The following is a 20,899-nucleotide window of genomic DNA, read 5'->3' as shown; positions in this document are numbered from 1 at the left end:
AGCATTTTCGGAGGACATAGCGGCACAGGGCAGCTTAAGTACCAAAATCGAGCGATCCACAAGGCGCATAGCCTGGCCTCGCGCAGCTTATTGGCCCTGTGAAGGCCTCCGAGAGACAGTAATTGCCCACATAAACCACGGGCAACAGCTTATTCCCCGAAGCGGGAGGCGAAAAATGCCGAATAGGCTGCCCAGTGCCGTTATCGCTCAGCCGCACCCCCGCACCCCCGCACCCCCGCGGCCCGGCACGGTCACTGCACGTGATGCGCCGCCAGCGCCTGTGTCACATCGGCACGCAGAGAGTTCACCGGCAGCCAACCGTCGTGACTCCAGATGATGTGTCCCTTGCCGTCAGTCAGTGTTAGCCACATCAGGTCCGACACGTTATACCCATCGGAGAGTTCGCCGGTCTGGTCAATACCGACCGGAAACGTCAGTGAAGGTGCGCCACGCAGCGTCTTTTCCACCGCGGTGTTGGATGGTTCCGTAGTCGCCACGTCGATGCCGACCACGCTCGGACTTCCCTTCGCCGCCGCGTATGCACTCAGCGCTGTCAGGTCCTGTTGCACATTCGGCACCCAACTTGCGAAAAAGGCAGTCAGTTGTGGTTTGCCAGGGCCGACCGTCACAGTCCCCTGCACTCCCGAAGGTGTCACTTTTGGCAGTTGCACAGGTGTGTCTGGCCCGACAGTCGACGGCTGGTAGGTTGTCGACCCAATCTTGTTCACTTTCACGCCGCTCGGCAGGAAACGGGCGATTTGCTTTGCCAACACGTCAGATTCAGGCGACAAGGCTGCATACTGACTGGCGGTGAGAAACAGTTCCTGCTCTCGACCTTGTGCGTCGATGATGTATAGTGCAGGCGTGTGGTCGATATTGCCGTTCACAATCTGGTCGCTGATGTGATACTTCGCCCAGATCGCCTTGAGTTGAGGGAGCGACGCCGTGCCAAAGTGCCACGAGTTCATCATCCCGTGGGCGACAGAATACTCCTTGACGTACTTCGGAGCAATCGCAATCGGGTTCGCGTTGATCCCGAGCAGTTGCACATGTGCTGCTGCCTCAGGTCCGAGCAGTTGCACGGCGTGCATCATGCTCTCCGTCGTCAGAGGGCAAATTGTCGTGCACTGGCTGTCTACGAAAGCGAGCACAACCACCTTCCCGCGAAACTGAGAGAGCGAGAACTTTTTCCCATATTGTTCCGTAAGAGTGAAGTTAGGCGCAGGTGTGCCTCCGAGGCTGGTACCGGGATCGACCGGGTCATTGACCTGTGTTGTAACCGGCGTTTTAAATACCGGCGTCGGCGCAGGCGGTTTGTGCACAATCGCCAAGGCAGTTCCGAGCGCGACAGCGACAATCACTCCGCCGCTGGCCCACCACAGTGACCTTCTCTTCATCAAAATCCCCCCTGACGATTCGTTTCACACAACTGTGATTTATCGTTGCAATCGGTCATGCCGTAACGCGCCTGTTTTGTCCGATGCCGACTTCCACATTGAGGCGGTGAACGCCAAGAGGCCCACGGCAGGTCCAGAGTTCGGGTCGGTGCTCAAACCAGAGAAGATATAGCCGAAGTCCATCCCGAACCACCAACTCAAAAAGACCCATACGTATACCGCTATACGCACCAGCCTAGGCACTGACCGCCAGAACAGAAGAGCGATGGTGGCACCGGCAAGTGCTGCGGAGAGAATGGTGTTTGCGAGAATCGCGTGCCCGGAAATCCAGAGCGAGAACGCCATCACCGGGTTCGAGAGGAGGGCTGGCTGTCGCTGAAAACCGCTGTTTGCGAATACGTTCATCAAGGAATCCGCGTGCCACTGCAGATTTTCAGGCAGAACCTGCAGAAGAGCGCAGGCTCCAAGGATAACCACTAAGGCATACTGCGCAGTGCGCTGGGCGCGGCCTGTCTGCCAGGCTGTCTGCGGAAAAAGCAGAGCAACTCCAGCCACAGTATAGAAGAAGGCCGAGCCTGGAAAACCACTGTAAAACGTCATGTCGCCCAGTGCCGGCAAGCCTGCTAGTCCCTCCCCAAACAGCCAAACCGCAAGGCCCCAAACGACAGTCCCCACGGCGGCCGCACGGACCCATCCCCTGCCAACCGGAAGGAGCAAGAGCGCCGCGAGAATAAGCTGGATCACGATGACAAACAAGTTCACGACAACTGGCGTATGAGAGTACAGAGACTGCGTGAACTGTACGGCCGATGCGGCCGGACCGACAGCGGATTCGCGCACGGTTTGCAGCAGCGACGGCATTGTCGAGGCAGGCAAATTGCCGTAAAAGGCCTTGTCAAACATGCCAGGCTGAAGTTGCAGCAAGGCATCAAGCAACCAGAGCACACCCATACCGATGCGCAGCGTGCGAAACGCACTGTTGTTGTACACAGCGACCCCTTTGTCTCCGCCGACTGGCGCGTTTGCACCTACGCGTACCATATCGACTCATCCTGTTTCGCATAGGCTCTCACGCCAACCACTGCGAACGCCCCCATCATCATAACAGCCATGATAATCGCTCCCCATTGTTGATCCGCCAACGGTGTCAGCCACGGCCAGATTCTCGGGCGAGAGACGTAGAACGTATACCACGGGTGCCTGGCGATGATCATGAATATAACCAGAGGCATGCCTAAATTATAGTTGAGCAAGAGCGCCAACATTTTCCTGCCCGGTGTGAGGTCCCAGAGTGAACGCCACAAGATGAGCGCGACCACAAAGAAGCAGAGGTGTTCGAAAAAGTGAAACGCCTCATTTTCGAGGGCAAAGTCGTAGATCTGTGGAATGTGGAAAATGGCGATGACACCGTTAAAAATGAGCCCCGTAAAAATCGGATGGGTGTGCTGCGCCGAAGCATTCTGGACCAGTCGTGAGTCCAACAAGCGCCGAACCATCCAATCAGGAGTCCCCGCGATGAACAGCGGTGTCATGATTACAATTTCAGTCATGTGTTGAAACATGTGGGCTGAGAATAAGTAGTTGTCCGAGATGTAGTCCAGAGGCCCGCCGAACGAAAGGTATAACGTCACCGAAGCAAATGTGAACAGCGTCACTTCCTTCGCTGAAACGGAACCCGGATTGCCGTACAGCCTCCGTATCGGTCCGTACGCAGTCAGCAGGTACAAGAGTAGTACGCTACCGGCAACGACGGCGATCCAAGGTTGAATGACGTCCATCGGATTGGCTTTCGCGAAAACTGACAACACCGGCCCCTACTCCTCTCCTGTAAGTTAAAAGGCACAGTACAAAGGCAGTCGGTCAGGTCGACTGCTAGACTTTCATGATAACAGGGTCGGGATTATGTTCCTGTAGCCCAACTGGGCTATTTTTCGGGCCATCAGTTTAGAGTAGGAGGAAGAATGGGGACTTCAGGGGGCTAAATCAGTTATTGCTGATGCTTTGCGGCATACGCAGCGAGCTGCACACGGTTCTCGATGTGCAACTTCGCCATGACGTTTTTCAAGTGGTTCTTGACCGTATTCTCAGAGATGAACAGACGGGTTGCGATTTCTCTATTGGTCGCCCCCTGACGCACAAAGTCGAGGATCTCAAGTTCGCGCTGCGTCAGCAGACCCGATTCCGGCGACTTACCCGTTGATTGGTCGGGTGAGCGAAACTCCGCCAAAATGCGTTGAGCAATCACCTTAGACATCGGCGTCTCTCCGTCGAGGACACCTTGTAAGTAGGACAACCAATCTGACGGATCAAGGCTTTTTACCAAATAGCCCTGCGCACCGCAACGAATCGCTTCGAACAAATCTGCAGCGTCGTCGGATACACTGAGCATGACAACCTGCAGGTTCGGTAGCTCTCGCTTAATCAACCGCGTCGCGCGCAGGCCATCCATCTGAGGCATATGAATATCCATGAGGACAATGTCAGGCGTCAATTGCTTGGCCAAGTCAACGGCCTCAATCCCTGTTGTTGCCTCAGCGACAACCCTGAACGATTCCGACCCATCGAGAATGAGGCGAATCGCCCGGCGCGCCCGCGCGCTGTCATCCGCAATGAGGACGTCATGCGCTTTCATTCGACTCCGTCCACCTCTCATGCGAGAATGGAGCATATTGAACAAGCCATATTGTATCACAGGGGGAGCACATGAACTTACGCCGGATGAAATGGATGCTGTTCATTGTCCCAGCGGTTGTGATTGGCGTCTTTGAAACCATCCGCCACACGTTGCTCGAACAAGTGATTCCGCTGGAGTTGGGCAACTGGATCACGGCCTGTATCGATGCAGCTGTCATCGCGATTATTACGCGTCAGTTGCTCCAGCGGTTTGCAGCCACTGAATCTGAGTTAAACGAAGAAAGAGCGCAACGCATTGTGCTGCAGGAACGAGAACGTCTGGCAAGGGTTTTGCACGACCAGATTGCTCAAACGATTTTTTATTCCGGAGTTCAGGTCAACGCTGCCAGAGAGGCTGCCACAGATTTGCCGCAAGTGGCTGAACGACTAGAGGAAGTACGGATGTCGCTGCGGGAGATTGACGAAAACATCCGTCAGGCGATTTTTAATTTGCGCGAGGATGGCGCCCCTGACGACAATCTGCAAGCGAGATTCCGGTCGTATCTCCGCCGCACTTTCACCGGCACTGCGATTGCTTGGCAACTCAACTACGCAGACGACAGCCCAGATTTTGGACTTGCAGAACAAGTGCATATGTTCGGGATCTTACAGGAAGCCATCACGAACATCATCAAACACGCCGCTGCCTCCACAGTGTTAGTTCAAGTTAGCGGGCCCTCCGACGATGTCGAGTGGACACTCGTTGTGACGGACAACGGTCGCGGATTCACAGCCGGGACTACGGGTGGCAACAAATTCGGGTTGGAACTGATGAAAACCCGCGCTGATGAAATTGGCGCTGAAATGATTGTCGATGCCGGTCGACAGGGAACAACCATTACCGTCAAAGGACACTGACTAGGTCATTCAGACACGAAACCGCTGTGGACAGCTTATCATCGGGATCACATGAAGAAAGATAAGCCGCCCCTGCACGGCCGTAGTCCGGTTGCTTACGCCAACCCTTTGTACGCCTCCCGCAAGTCGCGTTTGAGGATTTTGCCACTCGGGTTGCGCGGTAGTGTATCTGCGATCACGATGTGTTTTGGCACCTTGAACTTGGCCAGGACATCGCGGCAGTGCACCTCAAGTTCGTCCGGGGTCAGAGTCACACCTGGTTTCGCGACGACAACCGCCGTCACAGCCTCAATCCAGTAGCTGTCCGGCACCCCAATCACCGCCACCTCCGAGACCCCAGGGTATTGGTAGATCGCCTCTTCCACCTCTCGGCTTGCCACGTTGATACCGCCCGTTTTAATCATGTCCTTCTTCCGGTCAATCACGGTGATATAACCTTCCTCGTCACGCACCCCGAGGTCGCCGCTGTGGAACCACCCATCCGAAAACGCCTGCTCGGTGCGCTCCGGGTCGTCTAGGTACCCAAGCATAGCGTGCGCAGTACGGTGGACGATTTCCCCCACCTCACCAGGTGCGACTTCGTCGCCATTGTCATCGACAATTCTCGTTTCGACGTTCAAGGCTGGCAGTCCCGCAGAGCCCAACTTGCGCAGTTGGTCTTCCGGCTTCAATACAGTGGCCAAGGGGGCCACCTCGGTCTGGCCGTAGAAGTTCCAGAACTCAGCTTGCGGCAGTTTAGTCATTAGTTCTTTCAGAACCTCCATCGGCATAATCGCAGCTCCGTAATAACACTTGCGCAGCGATGTCAAGTCACGCTTCTCAAAGTCCGGATGGCGCAACAAAGCGATCCACACGGTTGGCGGACAAAACAACTGTGTGACGCCGTGCGTTTCAATAGTTTCCAGAATGGCGGACGGAGCTGCCTGCTCCAAGATGATCCCGGTTCCGCCGAGGTAGACACTCGGACCCAGAAAACAGTTGAGCTGAGCACTGTGGTACAGAGGAAGTGCATGAACTGCGACGTCCCGTGACTCCATCTCACCATCTACAATGCAACTGACGTATTCGGCAATCAAGTTGTCATGCGTCAGCATGACTCCTTTTGGCCGCGACTCGGTACCGCTGGTGTAGAGAATCTGAGCTACGTCCGTCCCGGCAACAGCGCTGTCGAACGGTTGGTCGGAAAGCGCGTGTGCCGACCGTAGCGGCTTCCACATGGAAGATAGCACTGCGGCCGCTTCTTCCGTCTGTAGCAGGTAGCGAGGCGCATCGCTTCGAGACGTTTCTGCCGCTGTGTTCGCGGCGCCAGATTCTCGCATGAACCCTTCTTCGAGCTGGGGGGCCAGGTCAAGCGGCGCAAGTAGCGCGTTTACTTTGGCGTGATGCGTGATATACGCGACGTCGTCGACCGTCAACATGTAGTTGATCGGTACCAGCGTACTGCCAATTCGCGCGGTAGCAAAGGCGGCGACCACAAAGTCAAGGCTGTTCCGGGATAGAATGGCGATGCGCGATCCGTGACCAAGCCCATCCTCCGCGAACAAACGGCTCACTTGGCACACACGCGCTTCAAACTCTGCATACGTGATTGCTTCGTCCTGAAAAACGAGGGCTCGTCTGCCCGAATAACGAGCGGCACTGCGCGACAACAGGTCTGAGAGCGTGTTGCGGCGAGCCCGACTGACAGTTCCAGAGAGTTCGTCCCGAGACTCCTGACTCATTTTGCCTCTTTCCCCTTCCCCCCACCGGCAACGCGTGGTTTTAGTCACTATATTACTAAAGATTGAGATGATTTTGGATGGAAATGAGTGGCCTCGTTGTGCGGACCAGAGGCAGGGGAAAAGCTGTGCGATGGTGACTGACATTTGCCGCTTCGTGAGTCTTCAACGTTGCATCTATTAACCCATACTACCGTAAAGGAAGTGTGGCTCGTGGCCAATATCTACGTGACAAACATACCAGGGAATGCGGTTTATATCATCAGTGGTCAGACAAACCAAGTCATCGGTAAACTTTCAGTTCCCGCCCCTGGTGGAATCGCCCTCTCACCTGGCGGCCAAAGAATTTATGTGACCAGCCAGTCTGGCAACAACGTTTGGGTGTTCAATACAAGAACAAAGAAATTGATCTGCAAAATTCCAGTCGGTCGGTCTCCGCAGGGCATCGCGGTGACTCCGAGTGGGCAGCGTGTTTGGGTAGCCAACTCGGACAGCAACAACGTGTCAGTTATCCATGTGAGTACACGGAGAGTCGTGCGCACTTTGTCCGCCGGGCAAGGTCCCTCCCGACTCGCGATTTCACCAACCGGAAAGACCGTCTATGTGTCGAACACCCTTTCGGATCACGTTTCCGTGTATCGCGCACTCACGATGACACGGATGAAAACAATCGCAGTCGGCAAAAATCCCGGACATATCGCCTTTACCCCTAGAGGGATACGAGCTTACGTGGTCAATTCCGGGTCGAATAATGTTTCCGTGATTAAAACCGCCACACAAACCGAGGTCGCGAAAATTCCTGTGGGATATGTGGGCAGTCGTGACCCTTACGGGATCGCCGTATCGCAGAATGGGAAACTGCTGTTCGTGTCGGAATTTGTGGACAGCCTCTTGTCGATCGCTATCCCGTCGAACCAACTCGTGCGCAAGCTGATTTTCTCGGACGAAACTACGGGATCGAAAGCGCCTCAAGGCATCGCCGTGTTTGCCAATCGATTGTATATGGTGGCTTCCGCAAATGACCAAGTTGAAATTCGTGCGATACCGTCCCTGAAAGTTATTGCCACAATCGACGTACCGAGCACGTTAGAGAGCGAACAAGGATTGGCCGAGATCGCGGTCGGTTAATGGACCAGTTCTACCTTGCCCAAACTTGCAGGCGCATCGCTCAACAAAGCTCACGTGGCCCACGCCGCCGTTTCAGGGGTGGGCCTAGGGTGCTCACTACTCCCTTAGTGAAGCGACACGTCAGGTGTGTATGAACTCGCTGCGTTCCCAGAACAGGTATGATGACTGTGTCGAAATTTCAAAACCGCAACTTTGTGGAACGTCAATAACTCAGATACAGAGCAAACCCACCCCTTTTCAAAGGGTGGGTTTGGTTCAGCATTGGCTTTGTGGCAGAGACGAGCACGATGGATGCCATATCACCGCCTCTACCGGACACTCCTGAGCGACTTCCCAACCTGTTTTCAGCAGCCGGGCACTATGCGTTGTGTACGCCCGCCTTGGCCTGTGCACGCTGGCGCCGCCATGCCTGCCGCGCTGACGCCCAAATATTCCCCGTGACCCAAATCCCGAACAGTAAAATCGGAACACCGTACGTCAAATCCATATGTTGCGAAGTAGTGATGCCTTGATAAGTTTCCGCCGTGCCGTACACGCCAGTGAACAATGCGAACAGCCAGATTACCCATAAACGAATACCTTGCTTCATTGTAATTCCCCCACTCCATTTATTTGGACAGTTTGCGTCAAGCGTGCGAATGACTTGGATTCTGTGTTGTTGCTCTCGCTTGCGGTCGGTTTGACCGCCGTTGTGATTTGTACCAGTCACGCCAAATCCACTTGTAAACTGGCAACACCTTCGGCAGTTTGTTAAGACCCGGGATAAATGGGACCAAGACCAAAATCAGAAACAGCAAGCCCATCGTATAAGCGGCCATTTGGTCGCCAGCCGATGAAGTGGAGTACGGCGGAATCTGATACAAGAACGTGTACGGAGTCAGCCACCACGGGCCTGGATAGGCGGCTTCGTCGTGATTGATGCCCCATTGCTCGCCTTTCATATTCAGTGTGCCTGCGACTTGATGAAGTGCTGTGCCCTGCAGGAACAACAAGTCGTTCTGGTTGTTCCAGCGGTAAACGCCTTGGTTCGTTTCGCGATCAAGTGCACCAGACAGAAGACCAGATGAGGCGAGAGATAGCTCACTGTTCATCATCTCTTGGACCGGTCCGTAGTTTCCCGCGGGAATACCAACCTGGCCATTTGTGACTGTCGCTTTGTTGAGTGCAGTCGTCAGATTCTGGTCCCACTTCAACTGAGTAGACGCTGGCGCGCTTTCATACTGTTTAAGCGCCGATGACAGCGTAGTATTCTGTGATGCTTTCGCCAGCATACTGAGTGGTGTCAACACATCAGCTTTTGCTGTATTTACCTGATACGGCGTTCCCCACCACGCCTCTGGACTAAACCCGGCTATGGACTGCGTGCTGCCAGTATTGTTGTTGTACGGAGGACCGTACGTCGACATTGAACCCTGACCGTCGAGGTCGCCGAGTGCTGTCTGCATAATCACGACAGGCTGTGTTTTTGCCACCTGTTGGTTCGTGATTGCTGGACGATACGGCGCCCCAAAGATGGCGGCTGCACCAATCACCAGGACCGCTGTCGCACCGATACCAATCGCACCCTCCTTGAGCAAGTCAAACTCTTTCTGTGGATACTTGAGGGTCGCCCGATATTTTTTGTTCATTTTCCTTCAACCCCGCTCTCACCCTTGGTCTCATAAGGAGGGACGACGCCGTTTCTGCGAACTTCAACCAAGTGCCAACCGACCAGGACCAGGAGAATGGCCGGAATGACCACGATGTGCAAACCATAGACTTGGCCGTTGTTCAAGATGTTGAGAAAGCCGTCCAACCCCGCTCCGTTAAAAGCATCTTTACTCTGCACCTGATTCCATTGAGAGAAGAAATCGCCACGGGACAGGTAACCTGTGAATGCGGCGACGACAGATACGCCGAACGATAAAGCGCCAAGCATCCATGTGAACGCACGTCCTTGGCGCCACGCGCCCATGAAGAACTGACCAACAAGGTGCATCGTCATAAAGAAGAAGAATGCCTGCACACTCCAAAAGTGAACACTGCGGACAAACTCACCAAGACTGGACACCTGGTACCACGTGACGCCCTTCGAAGCGAGAATAATACCTGACATGATTACGAAGACCAAACTGCTCAAGGTGAAAATCCCGAAACTGTAGACTAGCGAAGACACGTAAACCGGTTGTTCTGACGGAAGTAAATTGTCCCAAGTCAACTGTTCTGACACTGTATGGCGAACCTTCGTCGTCCAGTTCATTTATCGTCACCGCCTTTGTCGTGTCCTTTCCCATGGGGGTACGATCCGACTAGAAAAAGGATAAATACCCCCAACCACAGCCAATCCATTAAGTGATTGGGCCAGACATTCGACATGTTTACCATTTCAATTCCCCCTGTCGCTCAGATTCTTCGAGTCCTTAGAAAAATGCGCTAGACTCTTTCGGCACAACTTCACTTGGACAATGCTGCTCAGCGCATGTAGGCCAGAATGACCACTCTGTTTTGACTGAGCACCAGACTCGCAAGGTCTCTATGGACGAATAACGTGCCATATTTCTGAGCCCAACAGACCTGCGACTGCACCGCTTGCTAATGGTCACTTCCCTTTTGTAAGACACGTTCATGTTAACGGTTGAGGGTACATTCGAAGAAGACCGACTTGCACTATTTTTTGTGCTGTTGCTTTGAACTAGCGGGAGCGCGGTTAGTCACAGTCCTGACCGACTAGGGGAGGATAGTCGTACTAGTCTGCATTAGTACATAACGACTAGTTCGCATGGAGGTTTGGATGGTTAAACGCTGGCGGAGTCGTGAGTGGGGCATTCATCAGGTGCACCGTAAGCCCCGAAGGACTACGCACACAAAGTATCCCGGAAAATAGGCAACGGATGTGGTCTCATCGCCTTTGAAAACCTAAGTGTGCTCCGTCTCCTGTTGCTGATGCACCCCGCTGCGATATGATGCCGATGCTAGTCCTGGCCACTCAGTATCGTCAGTCGGCGTGACAGCCACTGTTCAGCTGCCTCACCTAGGGTACTTATGACGTCGGCCGCAGGCCGTACCTGTCGCACAAGGCCGACACTCTGTCCCGCATAGATAAAACCGACAGAATAGTCTCCACGTCCTTGATGGAACTCCTCGATAGCCTGCTCCGACCGCATCAAGGTCTCTTCCTGCCCATGCCAACGAGCCGCAAAGTCATTGCGCAGCGCGCGACCCGGATACTCCTCGGGCCACGCGAGTCCCTGCACGCAATCGAAGACATGAGTCAAAAGTGTCTCGGTCTCGTCAGCAGCCAGGAGGCGGGCCTGTGCCGTCGCGTTGTGCGCCGCCTCGGGCGAGGCCAACAACGCGGTGCCAATCCACGCACCTGCGGCCCCCGCAGCCAGCACCGCTGCAAGTCCTTGCGGCGTGGCGATGCCACCAGCCGCGACGACCGGCACCGACACGGTGTCCAGTACAACTTGCAGGAGCGGCAGCGTCGCGACAGCGCCCGTATGTCCCCCGGCTTCTGTGCCTTGCGCAACAATGAGGTCGACGCCGGCGCGTTCTGCTTGACGCGCCTCGGCCTGACTGTGGACCTGAACCGCCACTGGAATCCCGGCCGCATGGCATACCGGGACATATGGCGTCGGGTCGCCAAACGACAGGGACAGCAGATTCGGTCGTGCCGCCACGGCAGCCTCCAAGAGCTCAGGACGGTCGGCTAGCGCCCAGACCATGAGCCCTAGTCCAAATTTTCCGCCCTGGCGAGCTACCGCGGCCTGTTCGTGGATAAATCCATTCGAAGCCTGACTGCCAATGCCGATCATCCCGAGTCCCCCCGCACTGGACACAGCGGCCGCCAGACGACCGTCCGCGGCGCCAGCCATCGGCGCGCCGATAATGGGATAACGCAAGCCCCAGTCACGAGTCAGTGGTGTGTGAATCATCCGTTAGTCCTCCTCCTTGACAAGCCCGTCGGACTTGTCTGATGAAGTGTGTCCCCGGTCCCTGCCGGCAGGCCAGCGGAACTCAGCAGACTCAAATGTCTCAACGTCAACATCACCTGCAGTAATAATCCCGCCGAGGAGAGGTGGAGTCTTACCGTCCTATTCTCGAAAACCCCGCGGAAACGTCGGCCGTACTCAGCCGTGAAATGAACGAGAAACTGCACTCATGTCTCTTCCCTAACGTGTTACAATTTAATCTGCTATTCGTGGCACTCCAACATCCCAGAATAAAGCGAAAGCACCTTATGAAACAGATTCTCTGGGAACAAGAATTGATCTCTTACGCATTATGATCAACACGACAATGTAGTGGAGATGAGATCTCACCAACATTCTGAAGAAAAAACTTTCTGATACATCCCTTGGAGATTGCTCCCCATGTTACGTTTATGACAATTGATTGACAAACTGTCCGCAGCTTTGACAGGGTACTACAGAAAGGTGGATTGTAAGGCAAGTGATTGCGCCGTATATGTGACAGAGCACAACCGTCGCCCACAGTACAGTGGGTCCGGCGTGTGAACCCTCTGCACGGAGGAACGACCGCGCTTAGAAAAGGCGGATATACTGTGATGAGGGCAGGGGTGCCATGTTCAGCCGGATTTCGCTTTACCTCTTCACGTTAGTGGCATTTTTACTTGCCCTAACCCTAAATTCACTCTACCCACGCGACGCACTGTGGATGCTGTTTACGCTTCCCGTCTTGAGTGCAGTCGTACTACACCCGCGATGGTTCGTGGCCAATTCTTCTGTCATCATCGTCGCGGCGACGCGTCTAGTCATCGAATACGTCACCTTTTCGCATCACGTCCCCGCTGGTTTTGCCTTTCGCTTTGTCGTGACATCCTGTGTCAGTTGGGTCATCGCGCTCGCTTTTACATTCTTTGTAATAAAGTCAGACCGCACGGTCAACCAACTCAGACAACTTGCGATGACGGACGATTTGACGTACATCTACAATCGACGATACCTAGATTCTTCATTTCAGTCCCTCCGTGCTACCAATGCGCCTTATAGCATACTTGTCTTCGACATCGACCGCTTCAAGCAGGTAAATGACACTCTCGGCCATTCTGCAGGAGATATCGTACTTAAGGGTGTGTCGCGTCTGGTCCAGAAAAATTTACGCCCATCTGATGTCCTCATTAGATTGGGGGGTGAAGAGTTTGCTGTCTTACTTCCCGACACGCAGTCTGATGACGCCGTCCAGATAGCGGAGAGAATCAGAAACCTTATAGAAAGAACTACTTTTGCCTATCAGGAAGAAAAGATCTCTGTAACCATCAGCGGTGGCGTTGCTGAGCGCCAAGGAGAGTCCTTAGAGGCACTTCTCGATAAGGCCGATATTGCCATGTATGAGGCGAAAACAGCGGGGCGCAACCGCATTGTTCTAGGCTAGTTTTCTTTCTAGCGTCTACATCAGCACGTAGGACATGAAGCTGTTTGTAGGACTTGTGAACGTCCTTCATTTGGATCGCCGACACTTGCATATCTCCAGTCTCGTTCCTCCAAACTCACTCAAACCTACGCATAGGTAGCTTTGACGTTGGATTCCTGCTCGTCGAGGCTACCTCTGTGATATCCGGTCTTATATCCTCTCCACATGCTGCCACCGTGAAACTCACGGCCCAATTCCTCAAATTGATTGCACCGTTCAGGTCGCGATCATAATGAGTACCACATGCCAAGCATGTCCATTCTCGTACAGATAACGGCATGCTTTCTTGTTTTGTCCCACTCTTGTGGTAGTTCATGCCTGACCCAACATCAGCAACGACCTCGAACGTCCACCCTTGTGCAGCACAGTACATTTCAAGGACTTGCTTCTGACGTTCCAAGTCCTCCTTCTGATCATGACTTGAAACTCTGGCGTATGCTACGGTTATTCTCTCGCTTCGTTGAAGACGAAACCATTCCGGTCGCAGTTTCACCAGATTGTATCGACGATGGCCTCCGGGCGTTGTTTCATCCGGCTGTAATCGTCCTTCTTTTTCCCAACGTCGTAACGTTCTGTTCAAACCCTATATGACCGTAACTTTTGACAAGTCGGCGACCCATAGTCCTTTAAGCGCAGCATAGGTCAACTTATCCATCGTTGCGCCATCAAAGCAGACGGTTTTGAATTCGCGGTATGATTTGTTTGTCACGGCAAACGGTAGAGTAAATGACACATTCTTGAGTATTGCTCCCCGAAACGACACGTCGTTCAGTGCAGACTTGTCAAACTTCACACCGATGAAGGTCTGACCGCTAAAACAGATCCCTCGAAGGTCGGAGGATTTGAAATCAACGCCGTCAAAGATACAGTTGTCGAATGTCGCCTCTTTAAGATCGGACTTGGTCAGGTTGACATCCGTCAGTCTGATGTCAGTGAACTTCGCGCCATTCAGTGTCGAAACGTTTACGTTAGTGCGTACTAGGACTGATTTGCGAAAGCTCGCATCCGAAAGGTCAGTGGCGGAAAAGCTACAGTCTGTCAGGTCTGCACTATCAAAATTGGCTCCGCGTGCACTACTGCTAGCAAACGAGCTGCCGGACAAGTCTGCGCCAGCAAAGTCAGCTGCGTCCAACGCGCTCGCTTTGAACTTTCCTTTGTGCAAAACAACACCCGCGAAGTCACTCTCTGTCAGATTGCGCGCACTGAGGTTTATCTGCACCTGGCGTTCCAGCGAGCGAGAGAGATCAGCTACCTCCTGTACCGTTTGGTAGATGTCACCGATGCTGTCAATAGTCATTTCAAAAGCCGTTTCGTCGTCCTTGCCTTCGCCTTTAAGATCACGAAACCGCTCCTGCAAATCGGAGAGAAGGTCCGCCTTTAGTTCGGCAACGCTTTTCACCCCGTCATATGGCGCAAATACCTCATTCAAGTGAGTCGTCAATTTCTCGTTCACAGCATCCAATCTCCTTACAATAAGATGTCGAGTACGCGCTTTGCGTACTCCCAATTGCCTTTGTTGCTGGCGTAAGTGGACCTACCTTTCGCGGTAATCCGGAAATATTTACGCCGTCCTCCCTGAGATTCATCGCCCCAATACCACTCGATGTCACCGTCTGCCTCAAGGCGCCGGACGCTGGAGTACATGGTTGCTTCCTTCAATTCATACTCACCGCCTGAGCGCTCAGCAATCAGCTTGACAATTTCGTAGCCATAGCGATCAGCTTCGGACAAGAGCCGCAAAATCATCGTGTCGGTATGTCCTCGCAGCAGGTCGGATGTGATCTTGTTCTGACTCATATCATCACCTCGACACCGTCATCATACATCACAGTACTATGACAGTCAATGTAATTGGATTGATGATACTTCATGACGGTTCATGAATGAGGTTATCGTGTGCATGTGGCTGAAATCTCTATGCGAAGAGACGCTTCAGTACGGATAAGTATATATTTTTATGTATATTTTCCTGCCAGCTACACGACCCACTTGTTTCAGTAAGCAGCAGGAATGCACTGTTCAGCAACGAACATAATCAATTACAAATCTGGTATAACCCACAAGGGAATCGAGGGATAGCCGTGGTCAAGTTGGTGCCAATGACGATGGAGAAATATGAGACGTGGCTGGACGCTAATGTAAAGTTTTATGCCGAAGAAAAGGTGCGATCGGGCAACGTCTCGGCTGAAGAGGCGATGCAGGTTTCACAGCATGAGTTTGAACAGATAATGCCTGATGGGTTAGACACCTTGGATACTTATCTCTTTAATGTCAAAGATGAAGACAGTGACCAAGACGTGGGCAGTTTATGGCTGAAGGTGCGTGACGAAGGGAAAGAAATGTTTATTTATGGAATTGAAATAAACGAAGATGCAAGGGGCAAGGGTTATGGACGACAAACCATGCAAGCTCTTGAGGCCCGCGTGAAGCAAATGGGTATCCCCAAAATATCACTACACGTTTTTGGATACAACGAAGTTGCAATTAACTTGTACAAGTCCTCAGGCTATGTAGCCACCAATATTCTCATGTCCAAGGTGCTTACCGAATAGTACGGCTGTGCTAACTGTTATGGAACTAACGGACAGGAGTGCGCAGTAGTGGTCTAAGGAATCCCACAATGATTGCAGATGCTTTATCGTTGTCATGCTCTCGTCTGAGCCCATTCGTACAAGCCAGCCATCGTCCTCTTGAGTCCCTGACCGCCAACGATTTTCATTTTGTACTTGTCCGTGATGGTGGTAAAGTCAATGATGTTACCGTTGTCCGTGCACCCGATGATGTGGATTGGACCGCCAACGTAACATTGGTTGTAGTTGTCTAGAAATCTTAGATAGAGTCTCGTTCCAAACTCAATAGGGTTAACGGTGTAGAATTTTTCCCAATCAGAAGAGCTTCGGTTTCCTTATCTCCGAGGATGTCCGCAGATATCATCTTGTAGACGAATTGTCCGGGATACCGTTCCTTCAGGTACCGTTCAAAGTCCCTTTTCATTTGCGCATTCCCCTCTCGAATGTAACTAATTCGCGTTGTAGGGGTTCGGGTATATCAAGCAGGCTAGTCCGTCTATTGCCTACCGAAAATTCAGGGTTTAACACAAAAAAGTTCGACATGTTCCATACATAAACATACCATGCTGATGCCTTTTATCACGACGTAACGAGCGGAACTGAAAAATGGAAGAGTGTGGGAGGTAACGATTTGCCAAACGTGCTTGTCACCCAGGTTTGGGATTTAAACGTCGATGACGTATACCCCTTGGTGCTTGAAAGCAAGAAGGAAGGGTTTCGTTTTGTAGGGCGATTCTACGATGAGTATGTAAGTGGGGCCAATCGGTTCGACCGTGACGGAGAGGCACTCTTCGTTGCCCGGAAATTGAACCAGATTGTCGGTATATGCGGACTGAATCGAGATCCATATTCACAATTCGCTAACGTTGGCAGAGTTCGCAGGCTATACGTGCACACTGATTCTCGGAAATATGGTGTCGGCAGACGATTGGTTTCCAACGCTATTTTGGAAGCAAGACGGTTTTATGCGACTCTCGTCCTTCGAACAGATAATCCAGTGGCAGACCAGTTCTATCGAGCGATTGGATTTTCAACGTATCATGCCCCTGATAATGCAACTCACTGGCTCTCACTGAATCCAGACAGCGATTACTAGTCGTCCCGTGATAACGGAGGCGATACTGGGACACAGGAGCACCGGCAAATTGCATGGATATACTGTGGCAGTGTGTGACCGATCCGTCGCAATTGGGCAGGTTAGTTCGATTGGCTGTCACAAGTGAGGTGATTAATTTGGAAGATGCAAATAAGACGAGATTGCCCGCGTGGGCGACGGAAGCAGTAAAAATTGAGAATTACGATCTGAATTGGATATCGCAGGGAATACACGAGGTGCAAGAATTGTTGAGTCTGCTATCATCATTTGGTGTGGATGAAGTTGAACACATCGGAAGTACGTCTATCCCTGCTTTACCCTCCAAACCAATCCTGGACCTCATGGCTTCAATCGCCTCCTACGACCGTATAAGCGAATTAACGGAGTCGCTGGAAACCCATCATTGGTACTATGTTCCGCCAGAACTCGACAATCGGGCTTGGCGAAGGTTTTTTATAAAAGTAGAGAACAACAAACGTGTCGCTCACCTTCACCTTATGCTGAAAGGGGAACCCAGATGGGAACAACAGCTTCAGTTTCGTGACCGACTGAAGCGAAACCCGGCTCTGATTTCCGATTACGCCAATCTCAAGAGAGATTTGGCAGCAAAATTCGGTAATGACCGCGAAGCATATTCAAAATCCAAAGCCGCCTTCATTGAGCACGTGTTAAGGATGTGACCCGTGTTTTGTAGTAGTGATGATGTGGTACGGGTTGCATGAATATTCAGCCACAGGTAGGAACAATTCTATCGCTCCCAGATAGGAAAATGCAGTTTTTAATAGAAGGATAGTGGGTGGATGGATACATACTGGAATCACAATACCGCGTTCCACGAAGAGTTAGTGGCAGACGCAAAGAATCGCGGTGGACGAGTTCTCGATGTTGGTTGTGGCGATGGATTGCTACTCCAACGTCTCGCGCCGTTTGTAGAGCAAGTTGTGGGAATTGACCCAGACCCGGAAGCTATTGTGCACGCAAGACAACGACTGTCTGCAGTATCAAATGTGTCACTAGTAGTCGGTGACTTCCTCACTATGCCCGTCCCTTCTCAGGAGGAACTCTTTTCTTCGGTCATCTGTGTAGCGACATTACATCATATGGCACCTAGAAGCGCACTGCTCAAAATGCGTCAAGTCCTCGCACCTGGTGGTCGGCTCCTCATAGTTGGTCTGGCAGCTGAGAAATCTATTATGGATGTTGTCGTAGTCGGTCTTCTCGCTCTCCCGATCCGTGTCGTCGACCGGATTCATGGGGGCATGAAAGACCCAGACGTCCGGATTGTCGACCCTAAGGAGTCACTACGCGAGATACGTCAAGTAGCGCATGAGGTGATACCAGAAGCAGTGATCAGACGTCGCTTCTATTACCGTTACTTGTTATCGTGGGACAAACCGAAAGGTATAAGCGAGTAAGGAAAGGCTTTTCCTTAAGAAGGATTTGCTCCCATGCGTACACAAATATACGCCAAGGGATTTTCAAGGTTATATGGCTTTCACAGGCATAGGAAAAATTCGGCGACGTGGACCGTAACCAAATAGCGGGATGACTCCGTCTAACTGTTGTAATCAACGTGGGGAGGCATTCACTTAATGAACAAGTATAAGAAGTGGGCAACAGGCGGAGTTGCAGTAAGCATTGTAGGAATTCTTGTAGGGTGTGGTAATGCCAACAGTACAACTGGTGGCTCTGCTCCCGCTCCCACAAACACGAGTAATCAGGCAGTGACGAACACTGCAACAAATACAAGCACAAACTTACCAGCAAACGCTTCGACCAATTCGGTTACCAATACAACAACAGGCACAAATGCAACAAGTACAGACCAAACAACCAGTAACACCACACGACCTAGTTCAACAACAAGTGCAAGCATGGTACATCTAAATTTAACCAACGCTCAAATCAAAACGATTGAGACGTCCGTCAATAGAGTCAACGGAAACTCAAACGCAATGACGTTCGGGAACGGTCGCAAGGTATATGTCCCTAACCAAGTTCCGCAAGGACAACAATTTCTAAATGCCGATTCTGGTGCGAATGTGGTGTTCGGAGCATACGTAAGTTTGGATTTTAGAGGGTTCACCGTATCACTTGGAAGTCAACAACCATCGCAGTTGGCTATTCGCAAATCCAATTCAGTTAAACTCTCGAACGGAGCAACTGGTACTTGGTACGTGTCCGATTCAACAACAGGCGGAACCACTTACTACTTTATGGATTCGATGGGTAAGACCTACATCAGCCTTTACTCAAGTTTGAAAACCGTATCACAAGCCCAGATTGAACAAATGGCAGGTTCCATGGTTTTCTTGGGGGCACAGCAGTAAGAGGTATCCGCTACTGAACAAACGGGGGTATAAACGCGACAAGCCGCCTGTGCATGAATATACATGACACTCGACTGGTGTATTGTGGTACTAACAGGGCAGTTATCGTCAGTACGGCAACAAGCGATTTTTGAGGGAGAGAGTAGAGTGGTTCATGGGAATGCGGTGACGGAGTGGGAACGAGCGAGCGAGCGATAAAGGCGTATCTAAAGATTGGTTTCCAGATTGAAGGGACATTGAGAGAAGCAGTTCTCGTTAAAGGCGTACCAACGGACCAAGTGGTTATGGGGCTGCTTCGTTCTGATTCGATTTCCTGATTTTCAAAGCCATTCGGCAGCAAGCAACCTTGGTGCTTGCTTGCATTATTGTGCGCTGGCTGATGGACAGCGACCCTGTCACTCTAGGGCATGATGAATAGTCATGACGGAGCAGTACAAAAATGGTCTAAATATTGAACACTAGACTGACGGTTTTGTTTATAGTTCTTGCACTTCTGGTCCTGGCGATTGGAACCGCGTATCCTTTTTGCTGCGTTATTCGTTTACTAGAAAATGGCGTCGATCGGAGGAAAGTTGTAATGCAAAGGGTGCTTATTATTGGAGCAAGTGGACTTGTAGGAAGGGCTTTGAGTGAGGAACTCCAAGGTGGGTTTGATGTCTACGGAACATATAATTCTTCGCTAACCAAACTCCCAAGTGACAAACAGTTCCGGGTGGACATTCAGGACATTAATAAGCTAAGTGAAATTACCCGTTCAATCAACCCTGATATCGTCATCTCGTGTGTAGGAGGGGAATTTAAACAACAGCTCATCCTTCATAAGGAACTGGCTATAGAATTAGAAAACAATACCAGTCGAATGTACTACTTTTCCACAACAAATGTATTTGATGGGGACGAATCAAAACCCCACGTGGAAAATGACATACCAACTGCTCAATCAGATTATGGAACTTTTAAGATTGAATGCGAAACTATCCTAAATAACATCTTGGGTGATCGAGCGATTATTATCCGCATCCCAGCAATATGGGGTAAGGATGCTCCAAGATGGAACTCATTACAGGAAAACATCAGAAACAATGCAGTTATAGATGTCTACAGCAACCTCATCAACAATAATCTTGTGGATATTGTGTTAGCCAAGCAGCTACGATTCATTATTGAAAATGAATTAAATGGAATATTTCACTTGGGATCGGTGGATATGATGACTCATGCTCAGTTTTACGAACACATCTTAAACAAACTCGGGAGGGACAAGAATTTGCTACGATACCGTTTGTACGGCGACAAAGCCGAGACTTGTTATTTTAGACTTAATTCACTACGTGATGATATCCCAGATTATCTTCTGAGCACCAACGAAGACATCATCTCTTATTTACTCGGGTAATGATAAACAACCTTTCCTGCGTTAACGGGGGAAGATGTGCAAGAAGAGCCGCATTTGCAAATTGCATAAATATACAACAACAGTTGGGTGCATTGGCTCCTTCACAGTCGGTACAATCGCTGCTGCGAGGCGCCGGAAGTCCTACATAACAAGGATATGGTTCCCACGGGAAGTCTGGTGTCAGTGTCCAATCCGCCCGAAAATAACTTGATACGGACAACATGCGCCGTCATCTACGCTTGTGTCAACCAAAGTGTCTGTGTGGACATTTTACCTCGTCGCCATGACGAGTTAAGTTAAACTCGGACATCCTGTCCGTCA

The 20,899-nt window shown here is 51.5% G+C and carries 22 protein-coding genes; 9 read left to right on the top strand and 13 right to left on the bottom strand.

The annotated features are described in order from the left end of the window. Positions 1–251 precede the first annotated feature (251 nt). From JC200_RS11710 to JC200_RS11695, 4 genes are all read right to left on the bottom strand, one after another. Entirely contained in the window at positions 252–1,397 is a 1,146-nt protein-coding gene (locus tag JC200_RS11710) for a redoxin domain-containing protein (RefSeq protein WP_274436430.1), read from the bottom strand. A 39-nt stretch (positions 1,398–1,436) separates the two neighbouring features. Beyond that, the gene (locus tag JC200_RS11705; RefSeq protein WP_274436429.1) at positions 1,437–2,438 is read right to left on the bottom strand and encodes a hypothetical protein; all 1,002 of its coding nucleotides are present in this window, start codon (positions 2,436–2,438) and stop codon (positions 1,437–1,439) included. Further along, positions 2,426–3,205: a cytochrome c oxidase assembly protein gene (locus tag JC200_RS11700; protein WP_274436428.1), complete on the bottom strand. Its 780-nt coding sequence runs from the start codon at positions 3,203–3,205 to the stop codon at positions 2,426–2,428. Before JC200_RS11700 ends, JC200_RS11705 begins: the two co-directional genes overlap by 13 nt. A gap of 179 nt (positions 3,206–3,384) precedes the next feature. Then, positions 3,385–4,029: a response regulator gene (locus JC200_RS11695; RefSeq protein ID WP_274436427.1), complete on the bottom strand. Its 645-nt coding sequence runs from the start codon at positions 4,027–4,029 to the stop codon at positions 3,385–3,387. 71 nt (positions 4,030–4,100) lie between these two features. On the opposite strand from JC200_RS11695, the gene JC200_RS11690 reads away from it, so the two are divergent. After that, a complete protein-coding gene (locus JC200_RS11690; protein ID WP_274436426.1) occupies positions 4,101–4,928 on the top strand; it encodes a sensor histidine kinase in 828 nt (275 codons plus the stop codon). Positions 4,929–5,023: 95 nt separating this feature from the next. On the opposite strand, the gene JC200_RS11685 is transcribed toward JC200_RS11690, so the two are convergent. Next, positions 5,024–6,649: a fatty acyl-CoA synthetase gene (locus tag JC200_RS11685; RefSeq protein WP_274436425.1), complete on the bottom strand. Its 1,626-nt coding sequence runs from the start codon at positions 6,647–6,649 to the stop codon at positions 5,024–5,026. A gap of 210 nt (positions 6,650–6,859) precedes the next feature. Between JC200_RS11685 and JC200_RS11680 the strand changes: the two genes are divergently transcribed. Continuing rightward, positions 6,860–7,774 carry a YncE family protein gene (locus JC200_RS11680; protein ID WP_274436424.1) on the top strand — a complete coding sequence of 305 codons (915 nt, stop codon included), beginning with the start codon at positions 6,860–6,862 and terminating at the stop codon, positions 7,772–7,774. A gap of 358 nt (positions 7,775–8,132) precedes the next feature. Here the strand turns inward: JC200_RS11680 and JC200_RS11675 are convergent, their stop codons facing one another. The 4 genes from JC200_RS11675 to JC200_RS11660 form a co-directional block, all read right to left on the bottom strand. Next, entirely contained in the window at positions 8,133–8,363 is a 231-nt protein-coding gene (locus tag JC200_RS11675) for a hypothetical protein (RefSeq protein ID WP_274436423.1), read from the bottom strand. A 37-nt stretch (positions 8,364–8,400) separates the two neighbouring features. Next, entirely contained in the window at positions 8,401–9,402 is a 1,002-nt protein-coding gene (locus JC200_RS11670; RefSeq protein ID WP_274436422.1) for a hypothetical protein, read from the bottom strand. Then, positions 9,399–10,013: a cytochrome b N-terminal domain-containing protein gene (locus JC200_RS11665; RefSeq protein WP_274436421.1), complete on the bottom strand. Its 615-nt coding sequence runs from the start codon at positions 10,011–10,013 to the stop codon at positions 9,399–9,401. Before JC200_RS11665 ends, JC200_RS11670 begins: the two co-directional genes overlap by 4 nt. A 712-nt stretch (positions 10,014–10,725) precedes the next feature. Beyond that, positions 10,726–11,688: an NAD(P)H-dependent flavin oxidoreductase gene (locus JC200_RS11660; protein WP_274436420.1), complete on the bottom strand. Its 963-nt coding sequence runs from the start codon at positions 11,686–11,688 to the stop codon at positions 10,726–10,728. Positions 11,689–12,337: 649 nt separating this feature from the next. Between JC200_RS11660 and JC200_RS11655 the strand changes: the two genes are divergently transcribed. Further along, complete coding sequence (locus JC200_RS11655) at positions 12,338–13,147, top strand: GGDEF domain-containing protein (RefSeq protein WP_274436419.1); 810 nt, start codon at positions 12,338–12,340, stop codon at positions 13,145–13,147. Positions 13,148–13,262: 115 nt separating this feature from the next. On the opposite strand, the gene JC200_RS11650 is transcribed toward JC200_RS11655, so the two are convergent. The 3 genes from JC200_RS11650 to JC200_RS11640 are packed head-to-tail and all read right to left on the bottom strand — an operon-like array spanning position 13,263 to position 14,983. Next, positions 13,263–13,766 carry a zinc ribbon domain-containing protein gene (locus tag JC200_RS11650; protein ID WP_274436418.1) on the bottom strand — a complete coding sequence of 168 codons (504 nt, stop codon included), beginning with the start codon at positions 13,764–13,766 and terminating at the stop codon, positions 13,263–13,265. A 3-nt stretch (positions 13,767–13,769) separates the two neighbouring features. After that, entirely contained in the window at positions 13,770–14,639 is an 870-nt protein-coding gene (locus JC200_RS11645; protein WP_274436417.1) for a pentapeptide repeat-containing protein, read from the bottom strand. A 14-nt stretch (positions 14,640–14,653) separates the two neighbouring features. Further along, positions 14,654–14,983 carry a PadR family transcriptional regulator gene (locus JC200_RS11640; protein ID WP_274436416.1) on the bottom strand — a complete coding sequence of 110 codons (330 nt, stop codon included), beginning with the start codon at positions 14,981–14,983 and terminating at the stop codon, positions 14,654–14,656. 284 nt (positions 14,984–15,267) lie between these two features. On the opposite strand from JC200_RS11640, the gene JC200_RS11635 reads away from it, so the two are divergent. Further along, positions 15,268–15,738, top strand: a complete 471-nt coding sequence (locus JC200_RS11635) for a GNAT family N-acetyltransferase (RefSeq protein WP_274436415.1) — start codon at positions 15,268–15,270, stop codon at positions 15,736–15,738. 277 nt (positions 15,739–16,015) lie between these two features. On the opposite strand, the gene JC200_RS11630 is transcribed toward JC200_RS11635, so the two are convergent. Further along, positions 16,016–16,180: a hypothetical protein gene (locus JC200_RS11630; RefSeq protein ID WP_274436414.1), complete on the bottom strand. Its 165-nt coding sequence runs from the start codon at positions 16,178–16,180 to the stop codon at positions 16,016–16,018. A 216-nt stretch (positions 16,181–16,396) separates the two neighbouring features. Here JC200_RS11630 and JC200_RS11625 point away from each other — a divergent pair, with 216 nt between their 5' ends. From JC200_RS11625 to JC200_RS11605, 5 genes are all read left to right on the top strand, one after another. Next, on the top strand, positions 16,397–16,852 hold the full coding sequence (locus tag JC200_RS11625; protein ID WP_274436528.1) for a GNAT family N-acetyltransferase: 456 nt from the start codon (positions 16,397–16,399) through the stop codon (positions 16,850–16,852). 110 nt (positions 16,853–16,962) lie between these two features. Then, entirely contained in the window at positions 16,963–17,532 is a 570-nt protein-coding gene (locus JC200_RS11620; RefSeq protein ID WP_274436413.1) for a GrpB family protein, read from the top strand. Between the two features lie 120 nt (positions 17,533–17,652). Beyond that, positions 17,653–18,267 carry a class I SAM-dependent methyltransferase gene (locus tag JC200_RS11615; RefSeq protein ID WP_274436412.1) on the top strand — a complete coding sequence of 205 codons (615 nt, stop codon included), beginning with the start codon at positions 17,653–17,655 and terminating at the stop codon, positions 18,265–18,267. Positions 18,268–18,444: 177 nt separating this feature from the next. Beyond that, positions 18,445–19,182 (top strand): hypothetical protein, encoded by a 738-nt coding sequence (locus JC200_RS11610; RefSeq protein WP_274436411.1) that lies wholly within the window; start codon positions 18,445–18,447, stop codon positions 19,180–19,182. A 577-nt stretch (positions 19,183–19,759) separates the two neighbouring features. Continuing rightward, complete coding sequence (locus JC200_RS11605; RefSeq protein WP_274436410.1) at positions 19,760–20,578, top strand: sugar nucleotide-binding protein; 819 nt, start codon at positions 19,760–19,762, stop codon at positions 20,576–20,578. The last annotated feature ends 321 nt before the right edge of the window (positions 20,579–20,899 follow it).

The sequence above is a fragment of the Alicyclobacillus sp. ALC3 genome (assembly GCF_028751195.1).
Taxonomy (GTDB): domain Bacteria; phylum Bacillota; class Bacilli; order Alicyclobacillales; family Alicyclobacillaceae; genus Alicyclobacillus_L.
Note: the sequence above shows the minus strand (reverse complement) of the source record. Positions and strands in the feature narration are given on the sequence as shown.

Bases quoted from the DNA above. Each gene is read 5' to 3' on its own strand.
- JC200_RS11605 (WP_274436410.1), top strand. From the start codon at position 19,760: ATGCAAAGGGTGCTTATTATTGGAGCAAGTGGACTTGTAGGAAGGGCT.
- JC200_RS11670 (WP_274436422.1), bottom strand. From the start codon at position 9,402: ATGAACAAAAAATATCGGGCGACCCTCAAGTATCCACAGAAAGAGTTT.
- JC200_RS11710 (WP_274436430.1), bottom strand. From the start codon at position 1,397: ATGAAGAGAAGGTCACTGTGGTGGGCCAGCGGCGGAGTGATTGTCGCT.
- JC200_RS11630 (WP_274436414.1), bottom strand. From the start codon at position 16,180: ATGAAAAGGGACTTTGAACGGTACCTGAAGGAACGGTATCCCGGACAA.
- JC200_RS11675 (WP_274436423.1), bottom strand. From the start codon at position 8,363: ATGAAGCAAGGTATTCGTTTATGGGTAATCTGGCTGTTCGCATTGTTC.
- JC200_RS11685 (WP_274436425.1), bottom strand. From the start codon at position 6,649: ATGAGTCAGGAGTCTCGGGACGAACTCTCTGGAACTGTCAGTCGGGCT.
- JC200_RS11655 (WP_274436419.1), top strand. From the start codon at position 12,338: ATGTTCAGCCGGATTTCGCTTTACCTCTTCACGTTAGTGGCATTTTTA.
- JC200_RS11660 (WP_274436420.1), bottom strand. From the start codon at position 11,688: ATGATTCACACACCACTGACTCGTGACTGGGGCTTGCGTTATCCCATT.
- JC200_RS11695 (WP_274436427.1), bottom strand. From the start codon at position 4,029: ATGAAAGCGCATGACGTCCTCATTGCGGATGACAGCGCGCGGGCGCGC.
- JC200_RS11665 (WP_274436421.1), bottom strand. From the start codon at position 10,013: ATGAACTGGACGACGAAGGTTCGCCATACAGTGTCAGAACAGTTGACT.
- JC200_RS11705 (WP_274436429.1), bottom strand. From the start codon at position 2,438: ATGGTACGCGTAGGTGCAAACGCGCCAGTCGGCGGAGACAAAGGGGTC.
- JC200_RS11610 (WP_274436411.1), top strand. From the start codon at position 18,445: ATGAACAAGTATAAGAAGTGGGCAACAGGCGGAGTTGCAGTAAGCATT.
- JC200_RS11615 (WP_274436412.1), top strand. From the start codon at position 17,653: ATGGATACATACTGGAATCACAATACCGCGTTCCACGAAGAGTTAGTG.
- JC200_RS11640 (WP_274436416.1), bottom strand. From the start codon at position 14,983: ATGAGTCAGAACAAGATCACATCCGACCTGCTGCGAGGACATACCGAC.
- JC200_RS11690 (WP_274436426.1), top strand. From the start codon at position 4,101: ATGAACTTACGCCGGATGAAATGGATGCTGTTCATTGTCCCAGCGGTT.